Annotated in this window: 24 protein-coding genes; 14 read left to right on the top strand and 10 right to left on the bottom strand. The window is 42.5% G+C overall.

All coding sequences use genetic code 11. From position 1 onward, the window contains the following. The first annotated feature begins 139 nt into the window (after positions 1–139). The gene (locus HP570_RS17940) at positions 140–1,153 is read left to right on the top strand and encodes a hypothetical protein (protein WP_173626628.1); all 1,014 of its coding nucleotides are present in this window, start codon (positions 140–142) and stop codon (positions 1,151–1,153) included. A 652-nt stretch (positions 1,154–1,805) separates the two neighbouring features. On the opposite strand, the gene HP570_RS17935 is transcribed toward HP570_RS17940, so the two are convergent. From HP570_RS17935 to HP570_RS17925, 3 genes are all read right to left on the bottom strand, one after another. Beyond that, the gene (locus HP570_RS17935; RefSeq protein ID WP_173626627.1) at positions 1,806–2,498 is read right to left on the bottom strand and encodes a hypothetical protein; all 693 of its coding nucleotides are present in this window, start codon (positions 2,496–2,498) and stop codon (positions 1,806–1,808) included. Between the two features lie 408 nt (positions 2,499–2,906). Then, on the bottom strand, positions 2,907–3,077 hold the full coding sequence (locus HP570_RS17930; protein ID WP_173626626.1) for a hypothetical protein: 171 nt from the start codon (positions 3,075–3,077) through the stop codon (positions 2,907–2,909). 443 nt (positions 3,078–3,520) lie between these two features. Beyond that, entirely contained in the window at positions 3,521–3,967 is a 447-nt protein-coding gene (locus tag HP570_RS17925) for a hypothetical protein (RefSeq protein ID WP_173626625.1), read from the bottom strand. 167 nt (positions 3,968–4,134) lie between these two features. On the opposite strand from HP570_RS17925, the gene HP570_RS17920 reads away from it, so the two are divergent. Further along, entirely contained in the window at positions 4,135–4,332 is a 198-nt protein-coding gene (locus HP570_RS17920; RefSeq protein ID WP_173626624.1) for a hypothetical protein, read from the top strand. 63 nt (positions 4,333–4,395) lie between these two features. Here HP570_RS17920 and HP570_RS17915 read toward each other — a convergent pair whose 3' ends face one another. After that, positions 4,396–4,842, bottom strand: coding sequence for a hypothetical protein (locus HP570_RS17915; RefSeq protein WP_173626623.1), 447 nt, complete (start codon positions 4,840–4,842; stop codon positions 4,396–4,398). Between the two features lie 443 nt (positions 4,843–5,285). On the opposite strand from HP570_RS17915, the gene HP570_RS17910 reads away from it, so the two are divergent. Continuing rightward, positions 5,286–5,825 (top strand): hypothetical protein, encoded by a 540-nt coding sequence (locus HP570_RS17910; RefSeq protein WP_254495359.1) that lies wholly within the window; start codon positions 5,286–5,288, stop codon positions 5,823–5,825. A gap of 432 nt (positions 5,826–6,257) precedes the next feature. Next, positions 6,258–7,406, top strand: a complete 1,149-nt coding sequence (locus tag HP570_RS17905; protein ID WP_173626622.1) for an RCC1 domain-containing protein — start codon at positions 6,258–6,260, stop codon at positions 7,404–7,406. A gap of 460 nt (positions 7,407–7,866) precedes the next feature. On the opposite strand, the gene HP570_RS17900 is transcribed toward HP570_RS17905, so the two are convergent. Further along, entirely contained in the window at positions 7,867–8,271 is a 405-nt protein-coding gene (locus HP570_RS17900; protein WP_254495357.1) for a hypothetical protein, read from the bottom strand. A gap of 955 nt (positions 8,272–9,226) precedes the next feature. Between HP570_RS17900 and HP570_RS17895 the strand changes: the two genes are divergently transcribed. Continuing rightward, positions 9,227–9,832: a hypothetical protein gene (locus HP570_RS17895; protein ID WP_173626621.1), complete on the top strand. Its 606-nt coding sequence runs from the start codon at positions 9,227–9,229 to the stop codon at positions 9,830–9,832. A gap of 244 nt (positions 9,833–10,076) precedes the next feature. Here the strand turns inward: HP570_RS17895 and HP570_RS17890 are convergent, their stop codons facing one another. Together HP570_RS17890 and HP570_RS29675 are read right to left on the bottom strand one after the other, a co-directional pair. After that, positions 10,077–10,934, bottom strand: coding sequence for a discoidin domain-containing protein (locus HP570_RS17890; protein ID WP_173626620.1), 858 nt, complete (start codon positions 10,932–10,934; stop codon positions 10,077–10,079). A gap of 204 nt (positions 10,935–11,138) precedes the next feature. After that, entirely contained in the window at positions 11,139–11,984 is an 846-nt protein-coding gene (locus HP570_RS29675; protein WP_254495355.1) for a hypothetical protein, read from the bottom strand. Between the two features lie 320 nt (positions 11,985–12,304). On the opposite strand from HP570_RS29675, the gene HP570_RS17880 reads away from it, so the two are divergent. Further along, the gene (locus tag HP570_RS17880; RefSeq protein ID WP_173626619.1) at positions 12,305–14,080 is read left to right on the top strand and encodes an FG-GAP-like repeat-containing protein; all 1,776 of its coding nucleotides are present in this window, start codon (positions 12,305–12,307) and stop codon (positions 14,078–14,080) included. A 64-nt stretch (positions 14,081–14,144) separates the two neighbouring features. On the opposite strand, the gene HP570_RS17875 is transcribed toward HP570_RS17880, so the two are convergent. Next, positions 14,145–15,962, bottom strand: coding sequence for an APC family permease (locus HP570_RS17875; protein ID WP_173626618.1), 1,818 nt, complete (start codon positions 15,960–15,962; stop codon positions 14,145–14,147). A gap of 177 nt (positions 15,963–16,139) precedes the next feature. Between HP570_RS17875 and HP570_RS17870 the strand changes: the two genes are divergently transcribed. From HP570_RS17870 to HP570_RS17855, 4 genes are all read left to right on the top strand, one after another. Then, positions 16,140–16,733: a YdeI/OmpD-associated family protein gene (locus tag HP570_RS17870; RefSeq protein ID WP_173626617.1), complete on the top strand. Its 594-nt coding sequence runs from the start codon at positions 16,140–16,142 to the stop codon at positions 16,731–16,733. A gap of 152 nt (positions 16,734–16,885) precedes the next feature. Next, the gene (locus tag HP570_RS17865) at positions 16,886–17,461 is read left to right on the top strand and encodes a sigma-70 family RNA polymerase sigma factor (RefSeq protein WP_173626616.1); all 576 of its coding nucleotides are present in this window, start codon (positions 16,886–16,888) and stop codon (positions 17,459–17,461) included. Next, on the top strand, positions 17,451–18,515 hold the full coding sequence (locus tag HP570_RS17860) for a hypothetical protein (RefSeq protein WP_173626615.1): 1,065 nt from the start codon (positions 17,451–17,453) through the stop codon (positions 18,513–18,515). The genes HP570_RS17865 and HP570_RS17860 overlap by 11 nt, the downstream gene beginning before the upstream one ends. Before the next feature lie 159 nt (positions 18,516–18,674). Next, entirely contained in the window at positions 18,675–19,043 is a 369-nt protein-coding gene (locus HP570_RS17855; protein WP_173626614.1) for a hypothetical protein, read from the top strand. Positions 19,044–19,168: 125 nt separating this feature from the next. On the opposite strand, the gene hcp is transcribed toward HP570_RS17855, so the two are convergent. Next, complete coding sequence (gene hcp, locus HP570_RS17850) at positions 19,169–20,464, bottom strand: hydroxylamine reductase (protein WP_173626613.1); 1,296 nt, start codon at positions 20,462–20,464, stop codon at positions 19,169–19,171. A gap of 145 nt (positions 20,465–20,609) precedes the next feature. On the opposite strand from hcp, the gene HP570_RS17845 reads away from it, so the two are divergent. Further along, positions 20,610–22,109, top strand: coding sequence for a nitrate/nitrite transporter (locus tag HP570_RS17845; RefSeq protein WP_173626612.1), 1,500 nt, complete (start codon positions 20,610–20,612; stop codon positions 22,107–22,109). Positions 22,110–22,191: 82 nt separating this feature from the next. Here HP570_RS17845 and HP570_RS17840 read toward each other — a convergent pair whose 3' ends face one another. Beyond that, the gene (locus tag HP570_RS17840) at positions 22,192–22,899 is read right to left on the bottom strand and encodes a Crp/Fnr family transcriptional regulator (protein ID WP_173626611.1); all 708 of its coding nucleotides are present in this window, start codon (positions 22,897–22,899) and stop codon (positions 22,192–22,194) included. 186 nt (positions 22,900–23,085) lie between these two features. On the opposite strand from HP570_RS17840, the gene HP570_RS17835 reads away from it, so the two are divergent. Genes HP570_RS17835 through HP570_RS17825 form a run of 3 tightly spaced genes read left to right on the top strand, consistent with a single transcriptional unit; the run spans position 23,086 to position 26,849 of the window. After that, on the top strand, positions 23,086–24,126 hold the full coding sequence (locus tag HP570_RS17835) for a hypothetical protein (RefSeq protein ID WP_173626610.1): 1,041 nt from the start codon (positions 23,086–23,088) through the stop codon (positions 24,124–24,126). Then, positions 24,113–26,287 (top strand): molybdopterin oxidoreductase family protein, encoded by a 2,175-nt coding sequence (locus HP570_RS17830; RefSeq protein ID WP_173626609.1) that lies wholly within the window; start codon positions 24,113–24,115, stop codon positions 26,285–26,287. The genes HP570_RS17835 and HP570_RS17830 overlap by 14 nt, the downstream gene beginning before the upstream one ends. Next, a complete protein-coding gene (locus HP570_RS17825) occupies positions 26,280–26,849 on the top strand; it encodes a 4Fe-4S dicluster domain-containing protein (protein ID WP_015892957.1) in 570 nt (189 codons plus the stop codon). Before HP570_RS17830 ends, HP570_RS17825 begins: the two co-directional genes overlap by 8 nt. Positions 26,850–26,855: the final 6 nt, after the last annotated feature.

Raw genomic sequence — 26,855 nt, 5'->3', positions numbered from 1 at the left:
AGGAGATGGGAGTACACTCTTCAACGGAATCTGTGAAGGGTGTTTTTGTCTCTTATCTGCAAAAAACGAAATTCATTGTCACGAAATCCCTCCGGCTGGATCAAATAAGTGATCTGAAAATAGAAGGGATGTCAACGAAATGAAAAAACAAACGTTTTTTGCCGTTAGTATGATGACAGTGCTGTTGTCAGCAGCAGTTCCATTTGCGAGCATGCCAGCACCAGCTTATGCAGACACTCAGACGAAATTGGCCCCTGAACCAATGAAGAAACTCGCACAATTGGACAAAAATGTCGTAGAGGCTGCCAAACAAGCCATGCAGAAGGAGGCGGGCAGTCTGCCGATCGAGTTGGATGAGATTACAGGGATGAACGCCGATTGCTGGGCGATCTCAGCCAAAGACAACAGAGGCGAGGTTCTGGTTACCAAAAAAGAGGGAACGGTCGTATCTGTACATGTTAACTTCAAGTTCAGCGAAGTGGCTACAGATTTGCAAAATACGATCATGAGCACGTTGAAAAGCATGGATGGTACCCAGGCTTTTAGAATTGATCAGGTAGATCGAATTAGCTCGGATGTAGAAAACAGTTGGGTGTTTAAGGGGGAGAATGTAACGGCATCCATCGACGCGACAACAGGGAAGCTCAGCGTTGTTTCGATAAAATATACAAGCCAAAAAATTAACCCCAAGGTGGTCGATACAGCACAAAAGGCAATGAAGACACTATCAAACGGAAAAGCATCAGCATTGCTCCCTGAGGTTTCGCTCCTGAAAAACTCGGACAATCACCTGGATCAGGTGTGGAGCTTCATGGATCGTGACCATACATATAGTGTCTTCATCGGGGCGAAAACAGGGAAAGTTGTTTCAGCCATCAACTACAATGAATTCAGAGATAGCAACTATCTTTCGGACGAAGATATTCCAAAAGTGTTTGCCAAACCGTTCTATACGAAAGAAAAAGCGATTGCTGCCGCAAATCCAATGGTGAAGAAAATCTTTCATATGGATTTGGCAGGATACAATGTTTCAACGAAATACAACGAGTATACCTTTACGAAAAAGGGAAAACCGACCGTTACGGCATCGATCAATAAAACAGGGGTTTTCTATGATTTTACCGTCACTCCGGAAAACGGCATGATCAACTAAATCGTTGATCCCAACAGGATGTGGAGGTTGGATTGCGGAAGCTCCCGCCAGGCGAAATGTCTAGGCGGGTTCTCTGCTTTATTTGCTATATTCTATATTGAAGTTGTATAAGTAAGTATTTTTTAAAAGGAAAAAATTTACACAAAAACGAAATCACTATACAATTGGTAACAAACCCCATTCGATACAGAAAGAATCATGCGTAAAGTATTTTTTTATTCAAACGAAAGAGCCATAAAGGAGGGAAAGTATGCCAGCTCCTTAATTGGTTACTACTCATTGTGTTATTAATTGGAAGTGGCATTCAACTATTTCTTAATTTGCTTATGGGCGCAGATATTCCGGTAGTACTAAATGAAGGGGAGTTTATTCGGTTTATAAAGTATTCTGGCGTATTGTTTTCACTATTTGTGGTTTTCTTATCGTTACAACGAAAAATCTCTATACTGATCATCAATACTTTTGTTCAAATCATTATATTTGGTTGGTGGTCAACCAGCCTAGAATCATCATTAGAAATGGAAACAAGAGTAGACGAGTTAATTTATAGTAGCCTAACGGGATTGGGCAGTTCGATGCTAATCATTACTTATTCCCTTGTTCTTTTCGTTAAATTACTGAAGGAAACCGTGAAAATCAAACTATAATGACTTTAATACTTATCCACCGATTTCATGTCGATCATCTCTATAATTTCATCATAAGTCATTTTTTTAATCACATTGTAGTCAAGTGCCCTAAAAATAAATTGACGACGTAATTCCTCTTGTTCATTTTTAGGCTCAGGAAGATTTTCTCCAGTAGCTATAGTGTTAAAACGAGGATTAAAAGTTTCCATATTGTCGTCTACATTAAGCTCTACCCAAATCTCTTTCGATGAGCCATCATTTAGTGTGAGAAGGTAACATGCTTTTACGAGATAACCGTCATTATCGGTGTTTCTTTCAGCCATAATATTTTTTACATGTACTTCCTTTGCGGGAAGAATGCCTTTCTTCTGCATTTCCAAGTATGTTGCGAGTTCTTTATGGGTTGTAGTTAATTCTTTCTTTACTCGTTCTTTTTCGTCTGGACGTAAATTCCAAGTGAGATAAAAGTATGTATTCCATAGATCCTCTTCATTCTTTTGTGTAAATAAATGATGCCATTCAATTGTTAGTATTTCCGTCATTCGACTTAAGGTAGTGTCGTGGTTCTCTAATCGATCAAGAATTTCTAGCTTTTTATTATAGTCGACCAATTGAGGCTGGGGACTTGCTTGCATGGATAACGCATTGTTATTAGTAGTACATCCAGCTATTGTAACGACAGAAAGCAACAAGAATACTCTTAACTTTTTGTACAAGTAAATTACCACCCTTTTCTTAGTCTAGCTCTCGCAATATCAGCCATTGTCAGTACGGGGAACGGAACTACTTACGCATAGGCATAAATCCATATGACGATTTTAATTAACAGTAGAGGAAAAGAAATTGCGGTATCTGGTAATACAGGTACAGATACTACTGGACCCCATTTACATATCGATACAAATAATAAAGGGAAGTATGACGGGAAGTATATTACCTATTCAAATACGGATAGACCCTAAATACTTCTGGCCTAGCTACTTTGATGGCCCAACCTTTGCGCTACATGAAGAGCATCAAACTGAAGATGAATGATTACGTAAATTTGACAGTGAAGAATACTTTTTTGAAGACACCCTTATAAAGTATGTAGGGGAAATTGAAAAGAGGCGGGAAACCGCCTCTTAATTTGTATCAAATGAAATAATTTTGCGTGCTGCTCTTCTACCAGGCCCCCCAACAGCTTCATCATATGTATCTGTTACGATTCTGGAGAATACAGTTTGCATAATTACTTTCTTGTGATCAAGTTCAAGATGTGGCCAGTTTTCCTTTTTGCTCTTTGCAAATGTCATGATCATTTTCTTCATGTATGTGGAGTTTGAGGTCATCTAGGCTAATAACATCATTAGCAAAAGCCATCTGCCATTTTTGCCATGAACCATCTAAATTGATCTGGTGCCAGTAAGGCAGCAAGGACTCTGGAATTGGGGGAAGGGAACGGTTTACTTCTCAAATAGGTGGCAAGGAATGGGCGTTCTAGTGGAGGAAGCTGAAAAGCAAGGGATTTACCTTGAATACGAGCATTTTCGGAAAGGCTGATACCTTGGCCGAGTTTGGAAATACTTCGAAGAATCTGAGGACTGGGTGAGCATGCCAAAGGACAGTGCGATAAAGCCACTTGTCACCGAAACTGTGCCTCACGCGGTAAGCTTAGCATTCCTGAAGCACAAAGGGATCACTATTTAACAACAGAGAAATTGATTCTGGTGAAATCCTCTTTGAAAAAAGTTTAGGTTTATGGTGTAGTGACTGAAATAGTCCCAGAAGTTCGGCCACGCTGTTTGCTTTTATAACGAATGAAATATTCGCCAGCAGGTAGTGGTTTACTAGTTGTGAAGCTAAAAGAGCCATTTCCTTTGATGTTTGAAGAGCCATAGGAGGTTGTAGTACCATCTGGGAGGTATGTAACAATTGAATAGTACATGTAAGCTGTTTTCGTACTATGGTTCTGTGTCACATTAACTGTAACATAGCCAGGTGTAGTTACATTGAAGGTTGCAGAATTCCCGCTCGGATCATTTGATCCTAGGTTTGAGTAATCTTCTACTTGTTTGGTTGAAGCAGGTACAACCGTATTAGAAGTTTGTTTAGAACTTCCGGCTTCTGCCCCTGTTGGAATAACAAAAGATGCAGTGAGTAATGCAAGCAAAGCTGCTTGAGCAAACTTTTTCACATCTGTCATCTCCTAGTTTTCGGATCACACTAAATGTTACATGTATATACAAAATTTAACAACATATTTCTGCAAGAAATACCTTATTTAATAGTTAAAACATGAATAAACTGACCCAACAATTGTTTGTTGCAGATACTCTGTAGTTCAACTTAACTTACTATTTCAAGTGGAGAGTGGACAAGCAAGTTGCGGAGACGTTAGGGGGGGAACCTTATCTCGATGAAGATTTCACTGACTGGACCACAGACGGTAATGGATGGGTGCCGAAGTTCTTCACGTCAGGGGGAGGAATGTTAAGACTAATCGAGGAAGCGCGGAAACAAGGCATTTTGATCGACATTGATACCATGAATGAACTTTTAAAACGTTGAAATGGCACCAATATAGGAAAAAAGAGGCCTTCTGGTGAAAGCCTCTTTGAAAAAAGTTTAGGTTTATGGTGTAGTGACTGAAATAGTCCCAGAAGTTCGGCCACGCTGTTTGCTGTTATAACGGATGTAATACTCGCCAGCAGGTAGTGGTTTACTACTTGTGAAGCTAAAAGAGCCATTTCCTTCGATGTTTGAAGAGCCATAGGAGGTTGTAGTACCATCCGGGAGGTCTGTAACAATTGCATAGTACATGTAAGCTGTTTCCGTACTATGGTTCTGTGTCACATTAACTGTAACATAGCCAGGTGTAGTTACATTGAAGGTTGAAGACTTCTTAGTCGGATCATTTGATCCAAGGTTTGAGTAATCTGCTACTTGTTTGGTTGAAGCAGGTGCAACCGTATTAGAAGTTTGTTGAGAACTTGCAGCTTCTGCTCCTGTTGGAATAACAAAAGATGCAGTGAGTAATGCGAGCAAAGCTGCTTGAGCAAACTTTTTCAAATCTATCATCTCCTAGTTTTTGGATTTAATTAAAGGTTACATTTACATACAAAAAATTACAATATTTTCTACTGCGAAATACCAAATAGTTAAAGCATAAATAAACTAACCCAACTATTTGGCTCTCCAACAAAGATAAACAAAAGCGAAACAAACAATTGTTCTAATCAAAGCCATGTCTGTAATTTCAGATGATAAGTGGATTTCAGGCACAGCAATACCTCTTCCTCAACCATATCCTTAATATCGTAGCCAGTTATATATTTTCCATTGTTGTCTTGAAACCTAACTACAAAACTTTGATTGATATAATCTTTAATAATGACCTTAAAACTATCGATTGTTTGTGCGGAAGAAAAGTGAGAAGTTATGGATTCAGTTATTGTTGTATTATTTATTCCTGCTTGCAACGTTACTCCTGTACTCAATTCAGAGTCAGTAACAGGGGAAGTTTGAAACTTGCACAATTGGACAAAAATGTCGTAGAGGCTGCCAAACAAGCCATGCAGAAGGAGGCGGGCAGTCTGCCGATCGAGTTGGATGAGATTACAGGGATGAACGTCGATTGCTGGGCGATCTCAGCCAAAGACAACAGAGGCGAGGTTCTGGTTTCAAAAAAAGAGGGAACGGTCGTATCTGTACATGTTAACTTCAAGTTCAGCGAAGTGGCTACAGATTTGCAAAATACGATCATGAGCACGTTGAAAAGCATGGATGGCACACAGGCTTTTAGAATTGATCAGGTAGATCGAATCAGCTCGGATGTAGAAAACAGTTGGGTGTTTAGGGGGGAGAATGTAACGCCATCCATCGACGCGACAACAGGGAAGCTCAGCGTTGTTTCGATAAAATATACAAGCCAAAAAATTAACCCCAACTTGGTCGATACAGCGCAAAAGGCAATGAAGGCACTATCAAACGGAAAAGCATCAGCATTGCTCCCTGAGGTCTCGCCCGTTGATTCCAACAGGATGTGGAGGTTCGCTCAATGATTTTTTACACACGGGCCTTTGTAGAAGACGAGGACTATTATCAGGGGAAAAGAGGCGGTGATTATCCGTCTCTTTTTTTGTTTTCATTGGGCTTACACTTAGTGACACAAGTTTACACTTCCGGCGTTTTCAGTGAGCAAAAAAATATTCGGTAAAATAGAATTAGAAAATTAATAACTAGGGCAGCAGCGGAGTTTGTCCACAGAAAGCCCAGACCTGAAAGCGAGGGATGAAGTGCATTACACAGCAGACTCATTGAGAGGAGGATGGAATTCTAAGAACTTTGCAAGTGCAACTTAACTGTGCTGTTTTAAGGAACTTATACAAGGAGCATCAAAATAAATACAAATCACCTTTTGGATGGATTTTTTTATCATATTTGGAAGGTAATAAACTAAAAAAATATTAAATCATAACTCAAAGGAGATAATCATGAAAAAGATCAAAAAATTATCAGTAAGTCTTCTAGTTTCCGCTTTGCTGTTGATGCCTGTAGGACAAGCATTTGCATGTGAAGACCACGAAAAGATTGAGTTAGTAAGTGCTGGTATTTATCACTCACTTGCTCTTAAATCAGATGGAACAGTATGGGCTTGGGGGCATAATTTATTCGGACAATTAGGGGATGGCTCCACTAACGAGAGTACAGTCCCAAAACAAGTTTCTGGACTAGATAATGTATTAAAAATTGATGCGGGTTCTGGATCACATTCACTGGCATTAAAGAAAGATGGAACGGTATGGGCTTGGGGGGCTAATGGACAGTGGCAAGTTGGTAGTGCAAATGGAAGCACCATAACTGCACCTGTTCAAATTGAAGGACTTAATGAAGTAAAAGATATCACAGCGGGATCTGAATTTAACTTGGCTTTGAAAGAGAACGGAACGGTATGGGCTTGGGGAAAAAATGAACTAGGGCTAGGTGACAAAGCTTTAACTAAAGCTTCCAAGATTCCTGTTGAGGTTGCAAATCTTGATGATGTGAAAAAAATCAAAGCAGGGAGTTTCCATTCACTTGCTTTAAAAAATGATGGAACTGTATGGGCATGGGGAAACAATCAATACGGCCAATCCGGTCTGGGGAAAAATACTTATAATTCAAAGGTACCTGTGCAAATCGAAGGAATGACGGATATTATTGATATTTCAACAGGTTACAATTATTCCTTGGCCTTGAAAAGTGATGGGACAGTATGGGCTTGGGGAGAGAATTCATATGAACAATTAGGTATTAATAATAAGACCACCCAATATACTCCAGTACAAGTTATGAATCTTGAAAATGTAACAGAAGTTGAAGCTGGTAGTTTTTATTCTTTTGCCAAAAAAGAGGATGGAACAGTATGGGCGTGGGGCGGCAATGGGCATGGAGGATTTGGTAATGGAGAGATAACTAATTACTCCTTACCGGTTGAAATTACTAATTTAAAGGGTTATAAAACTTTATCGTCTGGAAATATTCATTCTTTGGGTGTAAGTGCAGAAGGAGCTGCTTTCGGATGGGGAGGCAATTCTTTCGGACAAATTGGAGATGGAACTAAAAATATCCAAAAACAACCAATTAAAGTTTTAGGTCAATAAATGTTTTTAAAGAGTACTAAATTTATATAGCCCTCCTTCGGAGTGATGATATGCCCCCCTAAAGTTCATAGGTAAAACCACGGGGGGTCCAATATTTACTTTAAGGGGGGCACTTCACAATTTGCTTAAAGCGGTTGGGGACTTTTTTATTTCGGGGTGACCATATGTTTATTTCCCCAATGCTTCTCCAGGTGCTGATAAACCATTTTCGGACGGTCGCTACGTCTTCGATCCTAAAAATGACGGAATGATCTCCAAGCCTGAAGACGAACGATACCATGCGGCTAAGCGAACAGACGATTTCATCAAGCTCATCAACTATTAGCCACATCACATTTAACATAAAAACAAAAAATCCGCCCAGAAATCTGAGCGGATTCAGGTTTTCGAGAAAAACATAGTCAGGGGTACTTTTTTATCATTTCTTGGACGTATCAATAGGTGAAATACTCCAATATATTTATTGGAAAGACGAATTATTTATATACTTCACTGTGTATGTTCCAGGCTGAAGGCAAAAGTTTTTCTCATACGTGCCTATCCCAGTTATCCCGTCAAAGGAATAGATTTGCCCATTGTTCCCTAGCAGATTCACCGATGTGTTTAAAAACCCGCTATTTTGGGAATTTGCTGGAACTTGATTGACATTTAGCTTCCCGCACACAGTTGAATTGAGATTCACCTGAAAAGGGGCATCCTTCCAATAGCTGTTGGCTTCCAAACCATTATGCCAAAAATTAAATAAATAATTTTGATTTGCCTGGTTAACCTTGCTTACTTCATTTGATGCGGCTTGTGTTGAACTAGCTAGTGTAAATACCATCATTACTGCCATCATACCTTTTACAAACCTTTTCTTAAACATCGTACCACTCCTTAGATTAGTTAGGGTTTTCCTTACACTTCCATAAATCTAACCTGTTCACTTTTTGTGTATTAATTTCATTACATCCTCCCTTTCCCTTTATTTGAAAAAAGCATGGGCAATAAGTCATAGAGGTCGAGACAAGCATGTTTTTATATAAAAATACGGATTTATTGGAAAAAAATACAAATCATTATGAAAATTTAAAGATGTGTAGAAACGTTGTCCAGCTCGATTCAAGTTTCGTAACTGGACGAATAGTAGAATGTTACGTTCTCCCGTATTCGTCGATTTTATTTTAGTTGGCTAGAAAATAACCCGTCCCTGTTTTAAGGAGACGGGCAAATACCAGAGTCAGCTTGGTCAGCTTGGTGGAAAAATTCATTCCGAGGATGGTTTTTGCACTATGTTCTCGTAAGCAAAAAGGAGAACGGACGTGCATAGCTGTTATTGAGGATTATAGTAGTAGACACCCCACTAGGCTTGGTGTCTTTGCGCGTTGTTTTTGCTTTTACAGTGAGATCACAGCACGTATCTAAAAATGAATAGTATTTTTTGTTTGATAGGAAGAGAAGAGGAATTATTATGTAATTATGGAATATAAGAGAAGGTTAGAGAATACCCGGTTTTACTATTCCAACAGCAAGTTATGTCAAGGACATTGATACCTATATCACTGCTTCAGTTTCAGATGAGAATCTACTAGGTACTGTTACTGAAGCTACAGAAGACTATGAAGGAAAGGCATTATGGGCCTGAATCTTGGGATAGAATGAAAATACTTCTAAATCGTGAATATATGGATTCCGACATTCATGAATTTGGTCATGGACTTGGCTTAGTCCATCAAGCGTCCAATTCTATAATATAGCAAGGAAAGTTGAGCCTTACTGATCCAACGACATTAGACGAAAATAATTTATCCTGGAAGTACTCGGAGAAAGCAGGTGGAGTTATGAAAAAATTGATCGCTGTTTCTGTTGCTACAATTGCTTTGTTAGTGGGAGGAGCATTTTCTTATAAAGAATTAAGTACTACTGAAAAAGATTATCGAGTTGCTATGAATCAGGCCGATTTTATTTTGTTTGAAAATATCGAAGAGGTTGAAAAGTACTCCGGCTATATAGTGCAAGCTGAATTTACTGGAAAGAGATCATTAAAAGAATGGAATCTTGGCGAAGGTGATGTGAAAACTGCTTCAGAGTCCGAAGTGAAAATACAGAAGGTTCACAAGGGAAGTCTTAAAGAAGGAGATACAATCTCTGTATATGAGCCTGCTTATTTCGAGGGTGATGTTTTTGATACAGTGGAAGGCTATAATCTCATGAATGAAGAAGGTACCTACGTATTATTCTTGAGAGATACAGGCGATAAAGAGGGATATGCAATTATTGGAATGTATCAGGGTAAATATGATATTAGTGCAGGTATGCAGAATACAAAGGCTAAAAAAGCACAACAAACTGATACGTACCGTAGTTTAGAGGAAAGTGAATATTTTGGTGAAAATGTTGAGCAGTTTAATAAATTGAAGAAAGAGGTTTTAGAGAAATATAATTAACCATTAGCTAAATTGTTGCCTCCGAACGATTCGGGGGCTTTTTTCGGTTGTTACTATGTGGATAAGCGTACAATTAACTACAGCTATGTTTCATATCGTACGTTGACGTAAAAGAGACTTCGGATGGGTGGTGCGATCGACCAGCTGGCATGATGGGCTGGGCGTTCCCCCTACACACTAGCAGGTTTCAGCGTCTTCAAAATTTTGAGGCACCATCCTGTTATATAGAAGGTGCCTCATCGTGTTATTTGGTATATTCCATCACTTCAAAGGATTGAATCTTACTGAATGCTACATAATCTTCTCGAGAGGTAAATGGTCCCTTGTTAAAGTCCTTATCGAACATAAATGCTTCTTTACCACGTCCGTCTGCACGGCCATTATACCAGTCAACGAAGTCTTGTACTTCAGATGCAGATAGCTCAAACTCTTTCTCGAGTCCACTGATCATTTTAATAACTAGTAGAGCTTTGTCGCCGGTTGGTTCAGGAGTAGGTTCAGGGTTAGGCTCAGGATTAGGCTCTGGTTCTGGTGATTCACTAATTTTTGCCATCATTTCGATTTCTCCGATTGTGACAAATTTGGAGGAACCGTTGTTCTTTGTTACGTTTATACGATAAGCAAGATACTCAGTGTTGTTATCAAATGTGAATTCGTTTTTTTGGCCCATTACCCAATTTTTAATGTTTGAACGTGTATCTAAAATTATCCAATCTGTGCCATTCCACCCCTCGAAAGTCCAATCTTTAGGGAGTTCCAATAGGCTATCAATATTTTTAACTCGAGGTTTTATCGTATACTTTTGAATCTTAGTTGGAGCAGAGAACTCATATGAAACCCATCCATAAAGCGTACTTTGAGCACTAGACCAACCATAATCTTCATCTGAATCATTAAAAACATTAAAAGGTTGGTGGTTGATAACGCTCCATATACTACTTGAACGTACTACACCGCTTGGTGAATTATTACTTGTCATCTTAGGAACTAAATCATTGGTATATTGATCTTCTGCATGGCCTATGCTTTGACCAGAAAATAAAATGGCAGTGATTAGACCCATACTTACAAAAAGCTTACTACACGTCTTTACAAAATTCATAAAATCCCCCTTGGGCTGTTAAAAATGGATAATATCATATGGGAATAGATTGCATTTTGATGATTTGAGCAAAATAGTAAAAGGAATTAATTATCAGTTCGGAGGAGAGGAGTTTTAATAATCACTTAATGGTTACACAAGTGTATTGATTGGATAAATAGTGGAGAGGCACCCTCCTTATTTTTAGGGAAGTGCCTCATCGTGTTATTTGGTATATTCCATGACTTCAAAGGATTGAATCTTGCTGAATGCCACATAGTCTTTGCGTGAAGTAAATGGCCCCTTGTTAAAGTTCTTATCGAACATATATGTTTCTTTGCCATGTCCGTCTGCACGGCCATTATACCAGTTGATGAAGTCCTTTACTTCGGATGCAGTTAAATCAAATTCTTTCTCAAGTCCACTGATCATTTTAATAACAAGAAGTGCGTTGTCCCCAGTTGGTTCTGGATCTGGATCAGTACCGGGATCGGTGCCAGGATCAGTGCCAGAATTGTTCTTTTCAAACATCTCCAGTTCAGCAATAATACTTGCGTTACCTTGGGCAAATACAGATGACGTAATATTTAGGCGATACTTAATATAGGAGTTATCGTTATTAAAAGAGAATTCTTGCTTTTTTGATGGGATAGTATACCAGTTTCTGATGTTTACTTGTTTATCGAGTTGAACCCATTCTGTACCATCCCAGCCATCAAAAGTCCAATTTGCTGGTGCAGTATTCTCATTCCAATAGGTAATGGAATATTTCTCGATTTTTTTTGGAGTTGGAAACTCATATTCTAGAGCTCCAGGAAGAACGGTGGCATACCAGCCTGTATTGGGATTATGGTCAAAGGCTTTCCATGGATAAAAAGCATCCCAAAGTTTGGAGGAAGAAAAAGCATGACCTGAAGGTGTAGTTTCCCCAGTCATAACTGGAATTACGTTATCTGTATACTCATTATCTGCCGCTTGTACGAAACTATGACCAGAAAAAATAATGCCTAACATTAATACCAGTGCTAAAACATTTCGAGTACCTTTCCATCTTCTCTTTACAAAATTCATAAAAAACCTCCTTGAACTGTTAAATATGGATAATTCCACATAGAAATATATTACAGTTCGTTAAATTGAGCAAAACAGTAAAAGGAATAACTTCAAATCAAAGGAATAATCAGTTAAAAAGTTCAATATATGTTCAAAGAAATAGCAAACCCGTTCCTGTTTTAAGGAGATGGGTTTGCTTGGGATTGACCATACAAGAAGAGCAGATTCACATACACACCTAAACAGCCATATCATAATCAAAGACATTTGCATCGTATAACACCACATGCATTTTTAAACCTTTATTTATGTTTGGAGTGAAGCATTTCAATGAGAGAATGGCTGCCTGTATTCCTGTAAGAAAGGGTGAATCCAATTTGGCCTGCCCATTTTTTCAGCCCGCTGTCGAATATGATACGGGAGGGACATCTCCTTCCAGCATTACTTCTGCTGATTTTAATGGAGACAGTATTATAGACCTGGCTGTAGTGGATATTGGGTCCAATGATGTTTCCATTCTTCTTAACAATGGGTCCGGCGTGTTTTCCGTATTCCAAACGATACCCTTCAATACTTTGTTCCCTGGGTCTTTATTAGGGCAAATTGCAGCAGCAGATTTTAATGGAGATGGCCACATTGATTTGGCTGTAACGGATCAAACTCCCAATGACCGCGTTTTTATCCTTTTGAATAACGGGGATGGCACCTTTGCTGCACCTGTAGCTTATAGTACAGGTGTGTTTCCTGCTGTTTCGCAATCTTTTGCTATTGCTACAGGGGACTTTGATGGTGTAAACGGTGTGGACTTAGCTATAGCAAATGTAGGCCAAATTACAGGAACTAGCTTCATTACTGTCTTGTTGAATAATGGATCAGGTGTATTTACCATGGCGCCAGGAAGTCCTTTTGCCACTACCCCTGGTTTGGCCCCTTTTGATATTGTAGCGGCCGACTTTAATGGAGATGGCAAGCTTGATCTGGCCACTGCCAATCGGGACACGAATGATATAACGATATTTAACGGGAATGGGGACGGTACGTTCCAAACTCCTGGAGTGAGTTTCTCTGTACTTCCAGGGGGAGCATCCCCACTTAGCCTTGTAGCAGCTGACTTAAATGGTAATGGGTCTATCGATATTGCTGTCGCTAATATTGCTACGAGTAATGTAACCGTCTTTCTAAACAATGGGTTCGGTTCTTTTATAGAAGCAGCAGGAAGTCCCTTTTCCTTGGGCACTGATGCCTTTCCTTTTGATATAACGGCGGCTGACTTTAATTGTGATGGAGCCATTGATTTGGCTACCCCAAATGCAGGTTCTGATAACGTTTCTGTACTCATAAACAACGGAACAGGAGGATTCTCGACTCCCTTTCAGTTCCCTACAGGAGCAGGTCCTTTCAGCATTACAGTAGCTGATTTTAACGGAGACGGAAGAGTTGACATCGCTACGGCAAACGAGGGTTCGAACAATGTTTCTGTTTTGCTCAATGGCTGTGTGCAGCCACCAACCTGCCCACCTGACATGGTAGTACCCTGCCCTATCGTAAACTATCCATCACCTGTTGCCACCTGCCCCGGAGTCACTGTTACCTGTTCGCCGCCTTCCGGATCGCTATTTCCAGTGGGAGATACTGTTGTCACCTGTACGGCACAAGATATATTTGGGAATACGGAAGTATGTTCATTTACCATCACGGTTATTGACGAGCCTCCAACCATCACTTGCCCTGAGGATATCACAGTCCCTGTTTTACCAGGGAGAACTTCCGCTACGGTTACCTATGAAGTCACTGCCACTGATACTTGTGGGGTTACCTCAATTACTTGTCATGGGATGACGCGTTCCTTTTCCCCTCCTGCCCCCATTGCAGTTGCAACTTTTACCATGGACTTTCCTGTAGGGATGACGATGCTCACCTGCACAGCCAGGGATCAGTCAGGAAATACGGCCTCTTGCAGCTTTGTGGTTACCGTCACCTTTGGAGTCCCCAACAGTATTCAGCCGGAAATCATTCGCGTAAAAAAAGTGTATGATTGGGTTGTCCTTCAATCTAATTTTAGGCTCATACTGGATTTGAATCATAGTCGTGATGATCAAGGTAATCAAAAATGATGGAACCCGTCACCTTACAAAGGGACGGGTTTTCTTCGTTGTTTATGCTTTAATGGATCCTGCTTCATTTCTTTAACCGGTATGGAACCGTGGCAATTTTTACATCTTGGCGGGCGAATAAATACGCGCGGATCAATAAACTCGTTTGGTTATGAAGTAAGTTATGCCACCAGCGCTTGGTAATAAACTGTGGAATCATGACAGTAACATGGTCTGTTTCTGCCTTTTTCCACTCAACCGTATCAATAAATTTAAACAAAGGTCTTATTATGCTGCGGTAATGGGAACGCAGGACAATCAAACGTATTCCCGGATTCCAGAGCTCCCATTTTTCCTCCATTTTTTTCATGTCTTCATCACTGAACCCGACGTAGACCGCGACAATGTCGTCTGACAAGGATTGCGCATAACTAATAGTGTTTTTCACCACCTGCGAAATCCCTGCCACAGGAATAACGATGACACTCCCTTTGGGTTCGGGCTTTTCTGTTTCTATATCGAGTCGTAACTCATTTGCTAAATCTCTATAATGCTGATTTATTTTCCTAAAGATGAAAATGACGATAGGAAGGAACACAAAAATCGGCCACACCTGTGTGATTTTTGTAATGAAAAAGATCAGGCAAATGGTAAGGGTCGTTAGCATTCCTAACGTATTAATAATGAAAGGTGTGAACCACCCTCGGGGCTTTTTGGAAATCCAGCGTTTCATCATTCCTGCTTGTGACAAGGTAAACGGTATAAAAACACCAAGCGCATACAAAGGGATTAAGTTTTCCGTTTCACCTTTAAACGCAATCACTAATAGGGCAGAAAGAACAGCCAAGAAAATAATCCCGTTTGAAAACCCAAGACGATCTCCTCGAACCATGAACATGTTTGGCATAAATCTGTCCTTGGCAAACATAAAGGCGAGTAAAGGAAAGGCTGCAAAAGCAGTATTAGCCGCCAGGAATAAAATAAGCGCTGTAACAGCTTGTATCGAGTAATACATGATTCCTCGTCCAAAAACAGTAGAAGCGATTTGAGATACCACCGTTTCCTTAGGATTCGGTGAAATACCATACAAATAGGCCAACAGGCTAATGCCCATGAACATAACTCCGAGGATAAGTCCCATCATGATAAGAGTTAATGCTGCATTTTTGGGTGCGGGGTCCCTGAAGTTGGGAATAGCATTGGATACGGCTTCTACCCCTGTTAATGCGGAACACCCTGAACTAAATGCTCTCAATAGAAGAAATAAGGTTATACCTGGAACAACTGCCCCATATGCTGGGGGATGAGTTTGAACATTCCCCACCAGCCATTGATATCCCCCGCCAATAATTAGGACGAGCATCGCGACAACAAACAAATAAACAGGATACATTAAAATCGTTGCCGATTCTGTGATTCCCCGTAAATTTAATACCGTCACGATGGCAATCATGAACAGTGCAATCAGAACGCGATGTTCATGTAGGACTGGAAATGCCGAAGTAATAGCGTCTGTAGAAGCAGACGTACTAACAGCGACCGTTAAAATGTAGTCCACGAGCAAAGAGCCACCTGCAACCAGTCCCGTAGTCGTTCCTAAATTGTCCTTGGCGACAATGTATGCTCCACCGCCTGTTGTATAAGCAAAGATGGTCTGGCGATAAGACAAAATGAGGATGGTTAAAAGACAGACAACCGCAATGGAGATGGGGAGAGAGTACCACATCGCTACTGCTCCCAAAGAAATTAACACGAGAAGAATCTGTTCTGTTCCGTAAGCGACAGAAGACAGAGCATCAGATGAAAGTACCGCCAAAGCCTTTACCTTATTTAACTTTTCTTCGGCAAGCTCACTTGATTTCATAGGTCTACCGAGTAAAAATCGCTTGAATTCTGAGATCATATGTAGTCCCCTTATCTGACATTTCTCGTTAGTTTTCCCTCTACCACCTGAAAATTAGTCAAATGATGAAGGACATTAAAAGAAGGAACCTGAATAGCTGATGATCGAATAATACAAATACCATAATGTCAAAACTAAAAGTTGACATGACACCAACGAGATGAGAGGTGTTCCTTAATGACAACAAGTAAAACGAATCCTAAGGTTGATGAATTTTTAGGCAAGGCGAAAAAGTGGAAGGCAGAATACGAGAAGTTGAGAAGGATTGTTCTGGACTGTGAGCTGACCGAAGACTTCAAGTGGATGCATCCCTGTTACACGCTTGAGAAAAAAAACATCGTTTTAATACATGGATTTAAAGAATATTGTGCGCTACTGTTTCAAAAAGGTGCTTTGTTAAAAGATCCAAACGGGATTCTCATTCAACAAACGGAGAATGTACAGGCTGCGCGCCAAATCCGGTTCACCAGTGTGGAAGAAATCATGGAAATGGAATCTATTTTGAAGGCCTACATTCAGGAAGCCATTGAAGTTGAAAAAGCCGGTTTGGAAGTGGACTTTAAAAAGCATGAAGAATATGCCATTCCTGAAGAATTTCAAAATAAATTGGATGAAATCCCTGCCTTGAAAACTGCTTTTGAAGCATTGACTCCGGGACGGCAAAGAGCCTACCTGCTCCATTTTTCAGCACCCAAACAAGCCAAAACACGAGAGTCAAGGGTGGAAAAATGTATGCAGCAAATTCTCGAGGGAAAGGGATTAAATGATTAATGGAAAGAAAAGAGGCGGAAACTACCGCCTCTTTTTCGTGCTTCGCCAAAGGGCTCGTTACATTTTGAAAAAAAAATACGAAGAAAACCGAACCTTTTTTCGATCGAGAGACAATATAGGGTGTAAGCTGCTCACTCAGGAGGGCCCTCTGAATGCAAAACGAAGAAATGTATCAATTACTTATAAAAATGAAAGAGGGTGATCAACAAGCGTTTCATACGATATATGATGCCACCTTTCAGGACGTATACCGGACCGTCTCCTTTCTGGTTGATCATAAGCAGGATCGGGAAGATATCATGAATGAAATCTATATGCAAATGTGGACCTCACTTGCTAATTACGATACGAACCGTCCTTTCCAGTTTTGGCTGCATGGCCTGGTAATCCGTCAAGTGCAGAGATTTCGGGTCAAGAGCTGGAGGAGATTCCGCATTTTTGAACGCATTCGTGCCTTCTCACACGAAGAGTCTTATTTGGATGAACATACAGCGTTGATGGATGGTACAAACCAAATGATATCTCAGTCCATACGAGAACTGACCGACAAACAGCGGACAGTGATTATCTTTCGCTTTTATCACGACTATACGCTTGAGGAAATTGCGACTTTGCTCGATATTCCGCTGGGTACAGTCAAGTCCAGATATCATGCCGGCCTTCAGGCGCTTCGAAAAAACATAGGGAATCTCCCAGTGGAAAGGATGGAAAAAATCAATGACTATTGAACGCAAAATCCGTGAACATCTGCACGAAGAGGCACAAACGATGGAGTGCCCGCCGGCCATTTCCAAACGAATCGAACAATCCTATTCTCACTATTTGCAACGAAAAAGGAGCGAAATAACGATGAAAAAACGATTAATTGGTGGAATTGTTGCTGCTGCGATATTGATTCCAACCGCAGCATTTGCAGCCCCTGTTGTAATAGACATGCTTACTCGAGCACCAATGACTTCTGAACAAGTCAAGCTGGATGAGGCTGGCAAAGCAACACTTGAGAAGCTGTATCGTGCCATTCCTGAAACAAAATCATTTGAGATTATCAATGCAAGCTACCTTGGAGACCCCAATGATTCAACCAAAAAGGTCCAATTAAGCATCGTCTTGCAGGAAAAAGGGGGAACTGGCAAAAAGATTACCCTCCATACAAACGGTATTACGGATGAGATTCAAGATCTGACGCAAGAGAATTGGGAGCCGAAGGAGAAACCACTCATTTCGTTATCCGATCAGGAAATCAAGGGGAAGGTAGATCAGCTCATTGATAAATTGTATGGTAACATCAAAGATTACGAGGTTGCCATGGAGCAAATGGGCAATCCAGATCCAAAAACATTTATCTTGAATTACACCAAGAAGGGATCAGGAGGAGAGGGTTACCAAGTATTTGTTCAGGGGAATAGCATTAGTCTTGCTCCGGTAGATTTTGAACCATCTAACGCTGAAGTAGAAGGTTATTTCTCTAGAGACGGTAAGCCCGATTATTATGCTGATAACTTCTTAAACGATGAAAAACTGTTCTCTTTACTAAAAATGACCCCGACAGAGTTAAAAGAAGAACTAGCAAAAGGGAAATCTGTTGTGGAGATTGCAGCAGCGAGAAATATCTCGAAACAACAAGTGATTGATGTGATTGCAAGAACACAGGCTGAAGGACAGCTTCAAGATGGAAAAAATAAAGTAACGATCAGCGATGATTTACTGAAACAAACGATGAAAGATGTTGAACCAAAAGTCGTACACGTAATTGAACACAAGACGGAAACGGAATGGAAATAGTCTATTGGGAATGGATTGGAAGAAGAGGCGGGAAACCGTCTCTTTTTGCGTCAAAAATAAAGTTGTGCGTCCGCCTACGGGAAGATTCATGATGGTTACGTATACTGTAACGTACTATTTTGACTACACGCTCAAGTCAATCGAAAGGAGAGGTCGACCGTGGCAATTGGACAGATGACTCGGGTCAGCTTGCCGTACCCCTCTACATGGGAAATTCAAGCGAGCTTCGGTGGAAGACCAACCACGTTGGGCACATTGGTGATATCCAATGTCTCGAATGGCAGGGTCAGCGGTACCGTTAATTTCCGTGGTACTCCGACTCCCATACAAGGAAGTTGGGATGAGAGGTCCAGGCAAATCACGATTGAATCACCTTATGCCAATTTTATTGGCACCTTGGCTTACAAAGAAGAGCCAACAAATGGGTTGCGACATTATGTATTACGGGGAACGGTTCGAATGAAGCCCCCATCTGTACGGGCAGGAGAAGTGGGAACATGGACGGCCGTTACGCATTTGCCGCTGTAAGGAAAGAGGAGGGCCTTATCTGCCGATGGATAGGGCCTTTTTAATATTCCATAATAGGTAGAAGGAGGCACCTTCCTGTTAGAAGAAGGTGCCTCCTTTTGTGATGTGCGGTTACAGGTGACAGCCTATTGAGTGATTCCGAGCATTTGCTTCATATCTTCTTGAGCATCACCAATCAACTGAATATGGAACAAGTCTTGTAATGCTTGCAGAACACCGGGCTGAATGAACTCAGGCAATTTTGGGCCAATCCGTATATCTTGTATCCCCAGGCTAAACAGACCGAGCAGGATGGCAACCGCTTTTTGTTCAAACCAGGAAAGAACGATACTTACCGTCAGCTCGTTCACTTCACATTCGAAGGCATCGGCTAATGCAGCCGCAATCGTAATGGTAGAAACCGAGTTATTGCACTGTCCCAAATCGATATATCTTGGGATGTCGGTACCTGGCACGGTGCCGAAATCTACATCGTTAAAACGGAATTTTCCGCAGGAGGTCGTAAGAATGACTGCTTCTGGCGGTAAGGACGTAGCCAATTCACGGTAATACTCGCCTCCCTTACCAGGAGCGTCACAACCAGCGATGACGAAGAAGCGTTTAATCTTTCCTTCCTTGACTGCCTGAATAATTTCAGGGGCGATGCCCAAGACCGTTTTATGATGATAGCCAGTCGTCAATGTCAGTTCCGATTCGATGGAAACCTCAGGAAGAGACAATGCTTTTTCAATGAGCGGCGCAAAATCGTTTTCTTCGATTTTCGTCACATTTTCCAAACCGGTTATATCATACGAAAAGAAACGATCGGCGTAGCTGCCTCGAATAGGCATCACACAGTTTGTTGTAGCCAGGATAGCGCCGGGAAATTTCTCAAACAACTGGCGTTGATCGTACCATGCTTTCCCGATGTTCCCTTTCAAATGAGGATATTTCTTCAGTGCGGGATAGCCATGTGCAGGCAGCATTTCGGAATGCGTATATACATTAATCCCTTTGCCTTCTGTCTGTTTTAACAGCTCTTCGAGAGCAAACAGATTGTGCCCCGTAACAACGATGCATTTTCCTTCTATTTTGTTTTGCGAGACGGTAATTGGCTGCGGCACTCCGAAATGATCCGTATGAGCCCGATCCAAAAGCTCCATGACCTTTATTGCGGCCTTCCCTACTTTCATGGCCATTTGCAAATGTTCGTCCAAGTTAAAATTCACATTCGTCAATGTAAAATAAAGAGCTTCTTGTGTAATGCCGTCCACTTCAGGATCGATATATCCCAGTTGTCGAGCATGTGTCGCATAAGCTGCAATTCCTTTTAAAGCAAAAATAATGGTATCCTGAATACTCGCAAGATCTTCATTCTTTCCGCAAACGCCGATGACCTTACAACCACCTGTTGGAGTCTGTTCACATTGATAACAAAACATGTATAATCCACTCCTTCGATTCAAGATTTCGCTTTGATTATAAGCGGATTGCCGGGAAGGAGCTGTGATTAAAATCACAACGAAACCAAACTTTGCCTCTTATCATAGTGGATGAAGAAGATTTCCCAAGTGAGGGGTGTTGTTTATGGTACGAAAATGGCAGTTGCCGTTACAGACGTTGAGTCTTACGGTCGGTTTCATGGTATGGGTCATTCTGTCATCGCTCATGCCTTTTATCAAAGAAACCGTACCCATGAGTGCAAGCGAAGTGGCGTGGGTGACAGCGATTCCTGTTCTTCTTGGATCGCTGCTGAGAATCCCAGTTGGATATTGGAGTAACCGATTTGGCGCGAGGCTATTATTTAGCATCAGCTTTCTCTTGCTGCTGGCTCCTGTTTTCTATATTAGCCAGGCGACCACTTATACCGATTTGTTAATCGGCGGTTTATTTATAGGGATAGGCGGAGCGGTGTTTTCCGTTGGTGTCACGTCTCTACCTAAATACTATCCGAAAGAGAAGCATGGTTCTGTAAACGGAATCTACGGTATGGGGAATATTGGTACTGCGATCACGACGTTTTCAGCGCCAGTTCTGGCTAAATCGTTTGGATGGGCAACCACTGTACAGATGTTTATGCTATTGCTTGTGGGATTCGCAGTGCTTACCTTCTTGATGGGGGATAAAAATGAACCTAAGGTAGTGACTCCTCTTGGTCAGCAGATAAAGAGTGTCTACAAAAACGAAAAGCTGTGGTTAATCAGTTTGTTCTACTTTATTACGTTTGGTTGCTTCGTCGCTTTCACCGTGTATCTCCCGAATTTTTTAGTGAGCCATTTCCAACTGGATAAAGTAGATGCAGGTATGAGAACGGCAGGGTTCATTCTTTTGGCGACACTTGCGAGACCATTGGGGGGCTGGCTTGGAGATAAGTGGAACCCCTTCAAGGCATTGATGATTGTGTTTGCCGGGCTCGCCTTGTCTGGTCTTGTCTTATCGTTTTCGCCATCGATTTTGATGTATACAGTAGGGTGCTTGTTGGTAGCGGCATGTGCCGGAATCGGTAACGGTGCTGTGTTCAAATTAGTGCCGATGTATTTCTCGCGACAAGCGGGGATTGTAAATGGGATCGTATCTGCTATGGGGGGATTAGGAGGATTTTTCCCGCCGTTGATCCTAACGCTGCTGTTTAATCTAACCGGGCATTACGCGATCGGTTTCATGGCGTTATCGCAGTTTGCACTGGTAAGCTTGGTCTTGGTGATGTGGATGTTTTACCAAGAGAAGCTGCAGCTCGCCGCCACCATTATGGAAAAGACGGGTGAGGCGATACTGATTACCGATACACGAGGCGTCATTAAAAGTGCGAACCACGCTTTTACGAAAGTGACTGGTTATGAGATGAATGAAGTGATTGGCAAGTCCCCCAATATTTTAAAATCAGGCAGGCAGAATGCCGATTTCTATCAAAAGATGTGGGACTCGATCAAGAAGAATGGCTATTGGCAAGGAGAGATCTGGAATCGCCGGAAGAATGGGGATCAGTATCTCCAATGGTTAACGATTAGCGCGATTCTGGACGATGCAGGTGACGTCGAGTACTATGCTGGCATGTTCAGCGAGCTCGCGGAGCAAAGACATGGATAAAGAAGCTTGAATCACTGATAAAAAAAGTCTTGGACGGACAAGTCCAGGACTTTTTTTGTGCAGGAAAATATGTAGACTTTGCTCACATTTGACAAATATCAGGTGGGCAATCATCACAATAAATCGCTTCTTTTAAATAGGCAAGGTCCTTAATCAAGATATGCCCGTGGGGAAGCAGATCGATGGAATCCTGTTTTTTTAGATCGGAAAGCATCCGGTTGACACTTTCTCGTGTCAGTCCAATGAATTGTGCCAAATCGCGATTGGTAAGGGAAAGGTCGATGAGGATTCCGTCGGGGTGTGGCTTGCCGTACGTGTTACTCATGCGGATTAGCGTGGAATACAAGGCGCCGATTTTGCCATTGAGTAGCAAATCGCGAAATTTGGACTGCATCCGCCTGTTCATCAATCCCATCCAACGCAGGAAGTCTACGCAAAATTGGCCGTTTTTGATGAGCATTTTTTCCAACCCTTGTCGCGGGATGATCCATACCTCACCCTCCATTAACATGGTTCCTGTGGAGGTGTACGTCAATTCCTGTTCGAATAGCCCGGAAACGCCAACTAGCTCTCCTGCACCAAATACTTGCAGTGTTAATTCTTTTCCATCGTTTGTGTTTTTTGTGAGCTTGATTTGGCCCGACGAAATTAAGAATAGCTGATCGGCTCTTTCACCATCCAAAAACAGAACGGCTCCGGGAACGAAATTTTTCCGAACAGAAAACGTTTCAAGGCTATTCACAAAATCGGAAGAAATCTGCTCGACAAACGTTGTACCATTTCCGGTCATGTGGGTCCCCCTTACAACAAGGATACATAGGTAACTCATTATATCATCATAAATTGATAGTTTGGGAAGAGGAAATCGTCCTGATTGTGGCAGGGGTGTGAGATAAATCACAACCTGGGTTTCGAGCCATTGCTACAATGGTCTCGAGCGAAAGGAAAAAATGAGCAGCAGCAGGGAGGGTGTTGTATGAACTATCTATTTGCTTCCAAAGTGGCGAAGCGTGCTTTTATCATCATTGCTTGCTTGTTCGTCCTAAGTTACGTGGGAACACGTTTTTTCACGCATATTGATTTGGCGCTTTACGGCTATATGGTGGGGACCCTTGTCTTTATCGGAGGTTTCCTTTATCGATTTTCTGCGTGGGCAGATCGCCCGCCAACGAATGTCATTTTGAAAAAGGGGCTACGCCTTCTCTTTCGTAAAAGCACGGCGAATACAGCAGTGGATCATCTGGCCATCTATCGCTTTATTTGGAATCGGGGATGGTACCGCTGGACACAGCACATTTTGCTGGGATGGGGATGCATCCTGGCCGCGTTTGTCACCTTTCCGTTAGTGTTTGGCTGGATGTACTTCACGATGACGGACAATGGCTACTACCAGGTCGTGTTCATGGGTGTGGATGTTCTGACCGTACAAGCGGATGGCTGGGTTGCGTTTCTCTTTTACAACGCGTTGAACATTACTGCTTTTATGGTCATCGGTGGAGCAGTCATGGCCTTGTATCGCAGATTAAAGAACATGCAGGCACGGGCTGAACAATCCTTTGTCTACGACTTTTTGCCTTTATACCTGCTGCTGTTTATTAGCGTGACAGGCTTGATGTTAACTGCAAGCAACATGTTCTTAGGGGGCTTTGGGCACCCGGTCATATCAGTCACTCATCAATTTGCAGTGATTGTAACATTGATATATCTGCCATTCGGAAAACTGGCTCACATACCATTCCGTCCCATGAGTGTGTTTGCACGCAATTACCGTGAGCACTATGGCGAGCAGGAAATGAAAAAGTGCAAAGTGTGCAGCAATGAGTTTGTTTCTGCGGAACAGTCGGCAGATGTAATCAACGTGCTGGGTAAAAACGAAATGGCTTTTCAAATGGAAGAAGGATTCCACTTGGCTGAACTTTGCTTGCCGTGCCGCAGAAAATACCGGATGTTCCGCTTTACAGGAGTTCCTACGCACGAGATCAATGCCAGGGAGGCAAATCAACATGCCAAAGGATAAATTTTTTAAAGTAATTGAAAACAAGATACATCCGAATGAGAAATTGGTCAGCACGCACTGCAGCTACTGCGGTATGCAATGCGGGATGAACCTGCGTGTAGATACAACGACGAACAAAATTATTGGAGTGGAGCCACGATACGATTTCCCTGTCAATCTGGGGAAGATGTGCCCAAAAGGGGTGACGGCTTATCAGCAGGTGAACCATCCGGATCGGATACAGCGGCCGTTGATTCGAACAGATGCTTCATTAAAAGGCACGGCGGAAGGTTTTCGGGAAGCGTCATGGGAAGAAGCGCTTGACTTGATCGTTTCCAAGTTCAAGGAGTTGCAGCACAACTATGGAAAAGATACCTTGTCTGTTTACTCTGGCGTATCCATGACGAACGAAAAATGCTACCTAACGGGTAAGTTTGCTCGGGTTGCCTTGCAAACTCGCTATATCGACTACAATGGCCGCTTCTGCATGTCCTCCGCCGCGGCAGGATTGAATCGAAGCTTGGGGATTGACCGCGGTTCTACCATTCCCTGGACGGACATTCACCAAACAGACTGCTTGTTTTTGGCCGGATCAAACGCGGCCGAGTGTCACCCAACCAGCATGTTCCGTATTTGGGAAGTGCAAAATCGAGGCGGCTATCTGATCGTAGCCGATCCAAGGGAAACACCTTTGGCACGTCGCGCTGATATCCACCTGGATCTGCGGCCCGGTACAGATTTGGCGCTGGCAAACGGAATCGTTCATCTCCTGATCGAGAATGGGCATATAGATGAAGACTTTATTCGGAATCATACGAATGGTTTTGAAGAAACAAAAGAAGTCGTTGCTACCTTCACACCGGAGTATGTCAGCGAAATAACAGGAGTTTCGGTGGAGAAGATTGTGCGGGCTGCCGACATTTTCGGGAGGGCACCCGATGCGATTGTGATGTTTTGCCGTGGAGTGGAACAGCAAGCGAAAGGGACAGACAACGTATCGGCCTACACGAACATGTCGCTCGTCACAGGCAAGATTGGCCGCCCAAAATCAGGGGTTGCAACCCTTACTGGTCAAGGAAACGGTCAAGGGGGGCGGGAACACGGACAAAAAGCCGATCAATTGCCCGGCTACCGCAAGCTGGACAATCCTGAACATGTGCGTGAAATAGCGTGTGCCTGGGGCATTCCCGCGGAAGAGATGCCGCAGAAAGGTGTCTCTGCCTATGAGATGTTCCAGCTCATGAAGGATAAAACGATTCGCAGCTTATACTTACTCTGCTCCAATCCGGTTGTAAGTGCGCCAAATCTAAACCATGTTCGGGAGTCCCTGAAAAGTCTGGATTTTATGGTTTGCTGCGACTTTTACTTGTCCGAATCAGCTGAATACGCCGATGTCGTTCTTCCCGTTACGACTTGGGCAGAGGACGATGGAACGACAACCAATCTCGAAGGGCGCATCATTCGTCACCGTCAGGCACAGGAATGGTTTGCCGAATCGAAGCCTGACTGGTGGATTCAGATCGAAATCGCCAAAAGAATGGGGCGCGGAAAATTCTTTACTCACTTGAAGTCTCCTCAGGATATTTTCAATGAAATACGTCAGGTCTCCAAAGGCGGAGTAGCTGACTACTACGGCGTCACCTACGAGAAAATTGATCAAAACAATGGTGTTTTCTGGCCGTGCCGCGAGGAAGGCGACGAGGGACAGCCCCATTTATTCCTGGATAAAAAATTTTATCACCCGGATGGCAAAGCCAAAATATGTGCGCTGCCTTACCGTCCGCCCGCGGAGGAGCCGGATGAAGAATATCCTTTGCGGTTAACGACGGGACGAGTTGTGTTCCACTATTTGTCCGGGAACCAGACAAGACGAATCCCGTTTTTGAAGGACATGTATCCTGATCCGCTGCTTGAGGTTCACCCAAAAACAGCGACACGTTACGGTATTGAACACGATGAGCTGGTCACTCTGAAAACGAGAAGAGGCGAGGCGCAGTACCGCGTGAAAGTGATCGAGGCGATTCGAGAGGATACGGTGTTTGTTCCGTACCATTGGGGAAAAGCGCAGTCTATCAATCTGCTGACCAACCCGGCATTGGACCCATATAGCAAAATGCCAGAGTTTAAAGCGTGCGCCGCGAAAATCATCAAGCACAAACATGGAGGAGTTCGCCATGGGTAAACAAGTCTTATACATCGAAATGGATAATTGCATTGGTTGTCGCAGCTGCTTGGCGGCGTGTACACAGTGTGGAGGTCACGACAGCCGAAACCGAAACTACGTACTGGATGTCGACCCGTTTATCAGCAGACAAACGATTCCACTCATGTGCTTTCATTGTGTCAATCCTGCTTGCGCCCGCAGCTGTCCTGCTCAGGCGATTCAAATTGCAGATAATGGGGCCGTATTGTCAGCATTGGTAGAGAAATGCATCGGTTGTCAAAATTGTACGATTGCCTGCCCCTATGGGATTCCCAAATTTGATGAAGAACAGAATCTCATGTACAAGTGCGATCTATGCTACGACCGTACGAAAGAGGGAATCCCGCCGATGTGCGCTTCGGTTTGCCCGACAAACACCTTGCAGTGGATTGAGGAAGCAGAGCTGGAAGAAAAACGGGCACAGATTCCTTTGGCCAATGGCAAATGGACTGCCAGCCACGACCCGGATGTGCTGGAAGGCGAAACCAATGTGAAAATTAGTCTGCCTGGCATTCTGCAGGGCAAACAGAAGCTATTCTAGAGGGGA

The organism is Brevibacillus sp. RS1.1 (genome assembly GCF_013284365.1).
Lineage (GTDB): Bacteria > Bacillota > Bacilli > Brevibacillales > Brevibacillaceae > Brevibacillus > Brevibacillus brevis_D.
The sequence above is the reverse complement of the archived record's forward strand: the minus strand, read 5'-3'. Positions and strand labels throughout refer to the sequence as shown.

What these genes read in the sequence shown, in the direction of transcription:
- HP570_RS17925 (WP_173626625.1), bottom strand. Translation starts at nt 3,967, where the DNA reads ATGACAGATGTGAAAAAGTTTGCTCAAGCAGCTTTGCTTGCATTACTC.
- HP570_RS17900 (WP_254495357.1), bottom strand. Translation starts at nt 8,271, where the DNA reads ATGTTTAAGAAAAGGTTTGTAAAAGGTATGATGGCAGTAATGATGGTA.
- HP570_RS17840 (WP_173626611.1), bottom strand. Translation starts at nt 22,899, where the DNA reads ATGACCGGAAATGGTACAACGTTTGTCGAGCAGATTTCTTCCGATTTT.
- HP570_RS29675 (WP_254495355.1), bottom strand. Translation starts at nt 11,984, where the DNA reads ATGAATTTTGTAAAGAGAAGATGGAAAGGTACTCGAAATGTTTTAGCA.
- HP570_RS17845 (WP_173626612.1), top strand. Translation starts at nt 20,610, where the DNA reads ATGGTACGAAAATGGCAGTTGCCGTTACAGACGTTGAGTCTTACGGTC.
- HP570_RS17830 (WP_173626609.1), top strand. Translation starts at nt 24,113, where the DNA reads ATGCCAAAGGATAAATTTTTTAAAGTAATTGAAAACAAGATACATCCG.
- HP570_RS17895 (WP_173626621.1), top strand. Translation starts at nt 9,227, where the DNA reads ATGAAAAAATTGATCGCTGTTTCTGTTGCTACAATTGCTTTGTTAGTG.
- HP570_RS17915 (WP_173626623.1), bottom strand. Translation starts at nt 4,842, where the DNA reads ATGATAGATTTGAAAAAGTTTGCTCAAGCAGCTTTGCTCGCATTACTC.
- HP570_RS17875 (WP_173626618.1), bottom strand. Translation starts at nt 15,962, where the DNA reads ATGATCTCAGAATTCAAGCGATTTTTACTCGGTAGACCTATGAAATCA.
- HP570_RS17835 (WP_173626610.1), top strand. Translation starts at nt 23,086, where the DNA reads ATGAACTATCTATTTGCTTCCAAAGTGGCGAAGCGTGCTTTTATCATC.
- HP570_RS17940 (WP_173626628.1), top strand. Translation starts at nt 140, where the DNA reads ATGAAAAAACAAACGTTTTTTGCCGTTAGTATGATGACAGTGCTGTTG.
- HP570_RS17825 (WP_015892957.1), top strand. Translation starts at nt 26,280, where the DNA reads ATGGGTAAACAAGTCTTATACATCGAAATGGATAATTGCATTGGTTGT.
- HP570_RS17860 (WP_173626615.1), top strand. Translation starts at nt 17,451, where the DNA reads ATGACTATTGAACGCAAAATCCGTGAACATCTGCACGAAGAGGCACAA.
- HP570_RS17870 (WP_173626617.1), top strand. Translation starts at nt 16,140, where the DNA reads ATGACAACAAGTAAAACGAATCCTAAGGTTGATGAATTTTTAGGCAAG.
- HP570_RS17930 (WP_173626626.1), bottom strand. Translation starts at nt 3,077, where the DNA reads ATGACATTTGCAAAGAGCAAAAAGGAAAACTGGCCACATCTTGAACTT.
- hcp (WP_173626613.1), bottom strand. Translation starts at nt 20,464, where the DNA reads ATGTTTTGTTATCAATGTGAACAGACTCCAACAGGTGGTTGTAAGGTC.
- HP570_RS17890 (WP_173626620.1), bottom strand. Translation starts at nt 10,934, where the DNA reads ATGAATTTTGTAAAGACGTGTAGTAAGCTTTTTGTAAGTATGGGTCTA.
- HP570_RS17865 (WP_173626616.1), top strand. Translation starts at nt 16,886, where the DNA reads ATGCAAAACGAAGAAATGTATCAATTACTTATAAAAATGAAAGAGGGT.
- HP570_RS17880 (WP_173626619.1), top strand. Translation starts at nt 12,305, where the DNA reads ATGGCTGCCTGTATTCCTGTAAGAAAGGGTGAATCCAATTTGGCCTGC.
- HP570_RS17905 (WP_173626622.1), top strand. Translation starts at nt 6,258, where the DNA reads ATGAAAAAGATCAAAAAATTATCAGTAAGTCTTCTAGTTTCCGCTTTG.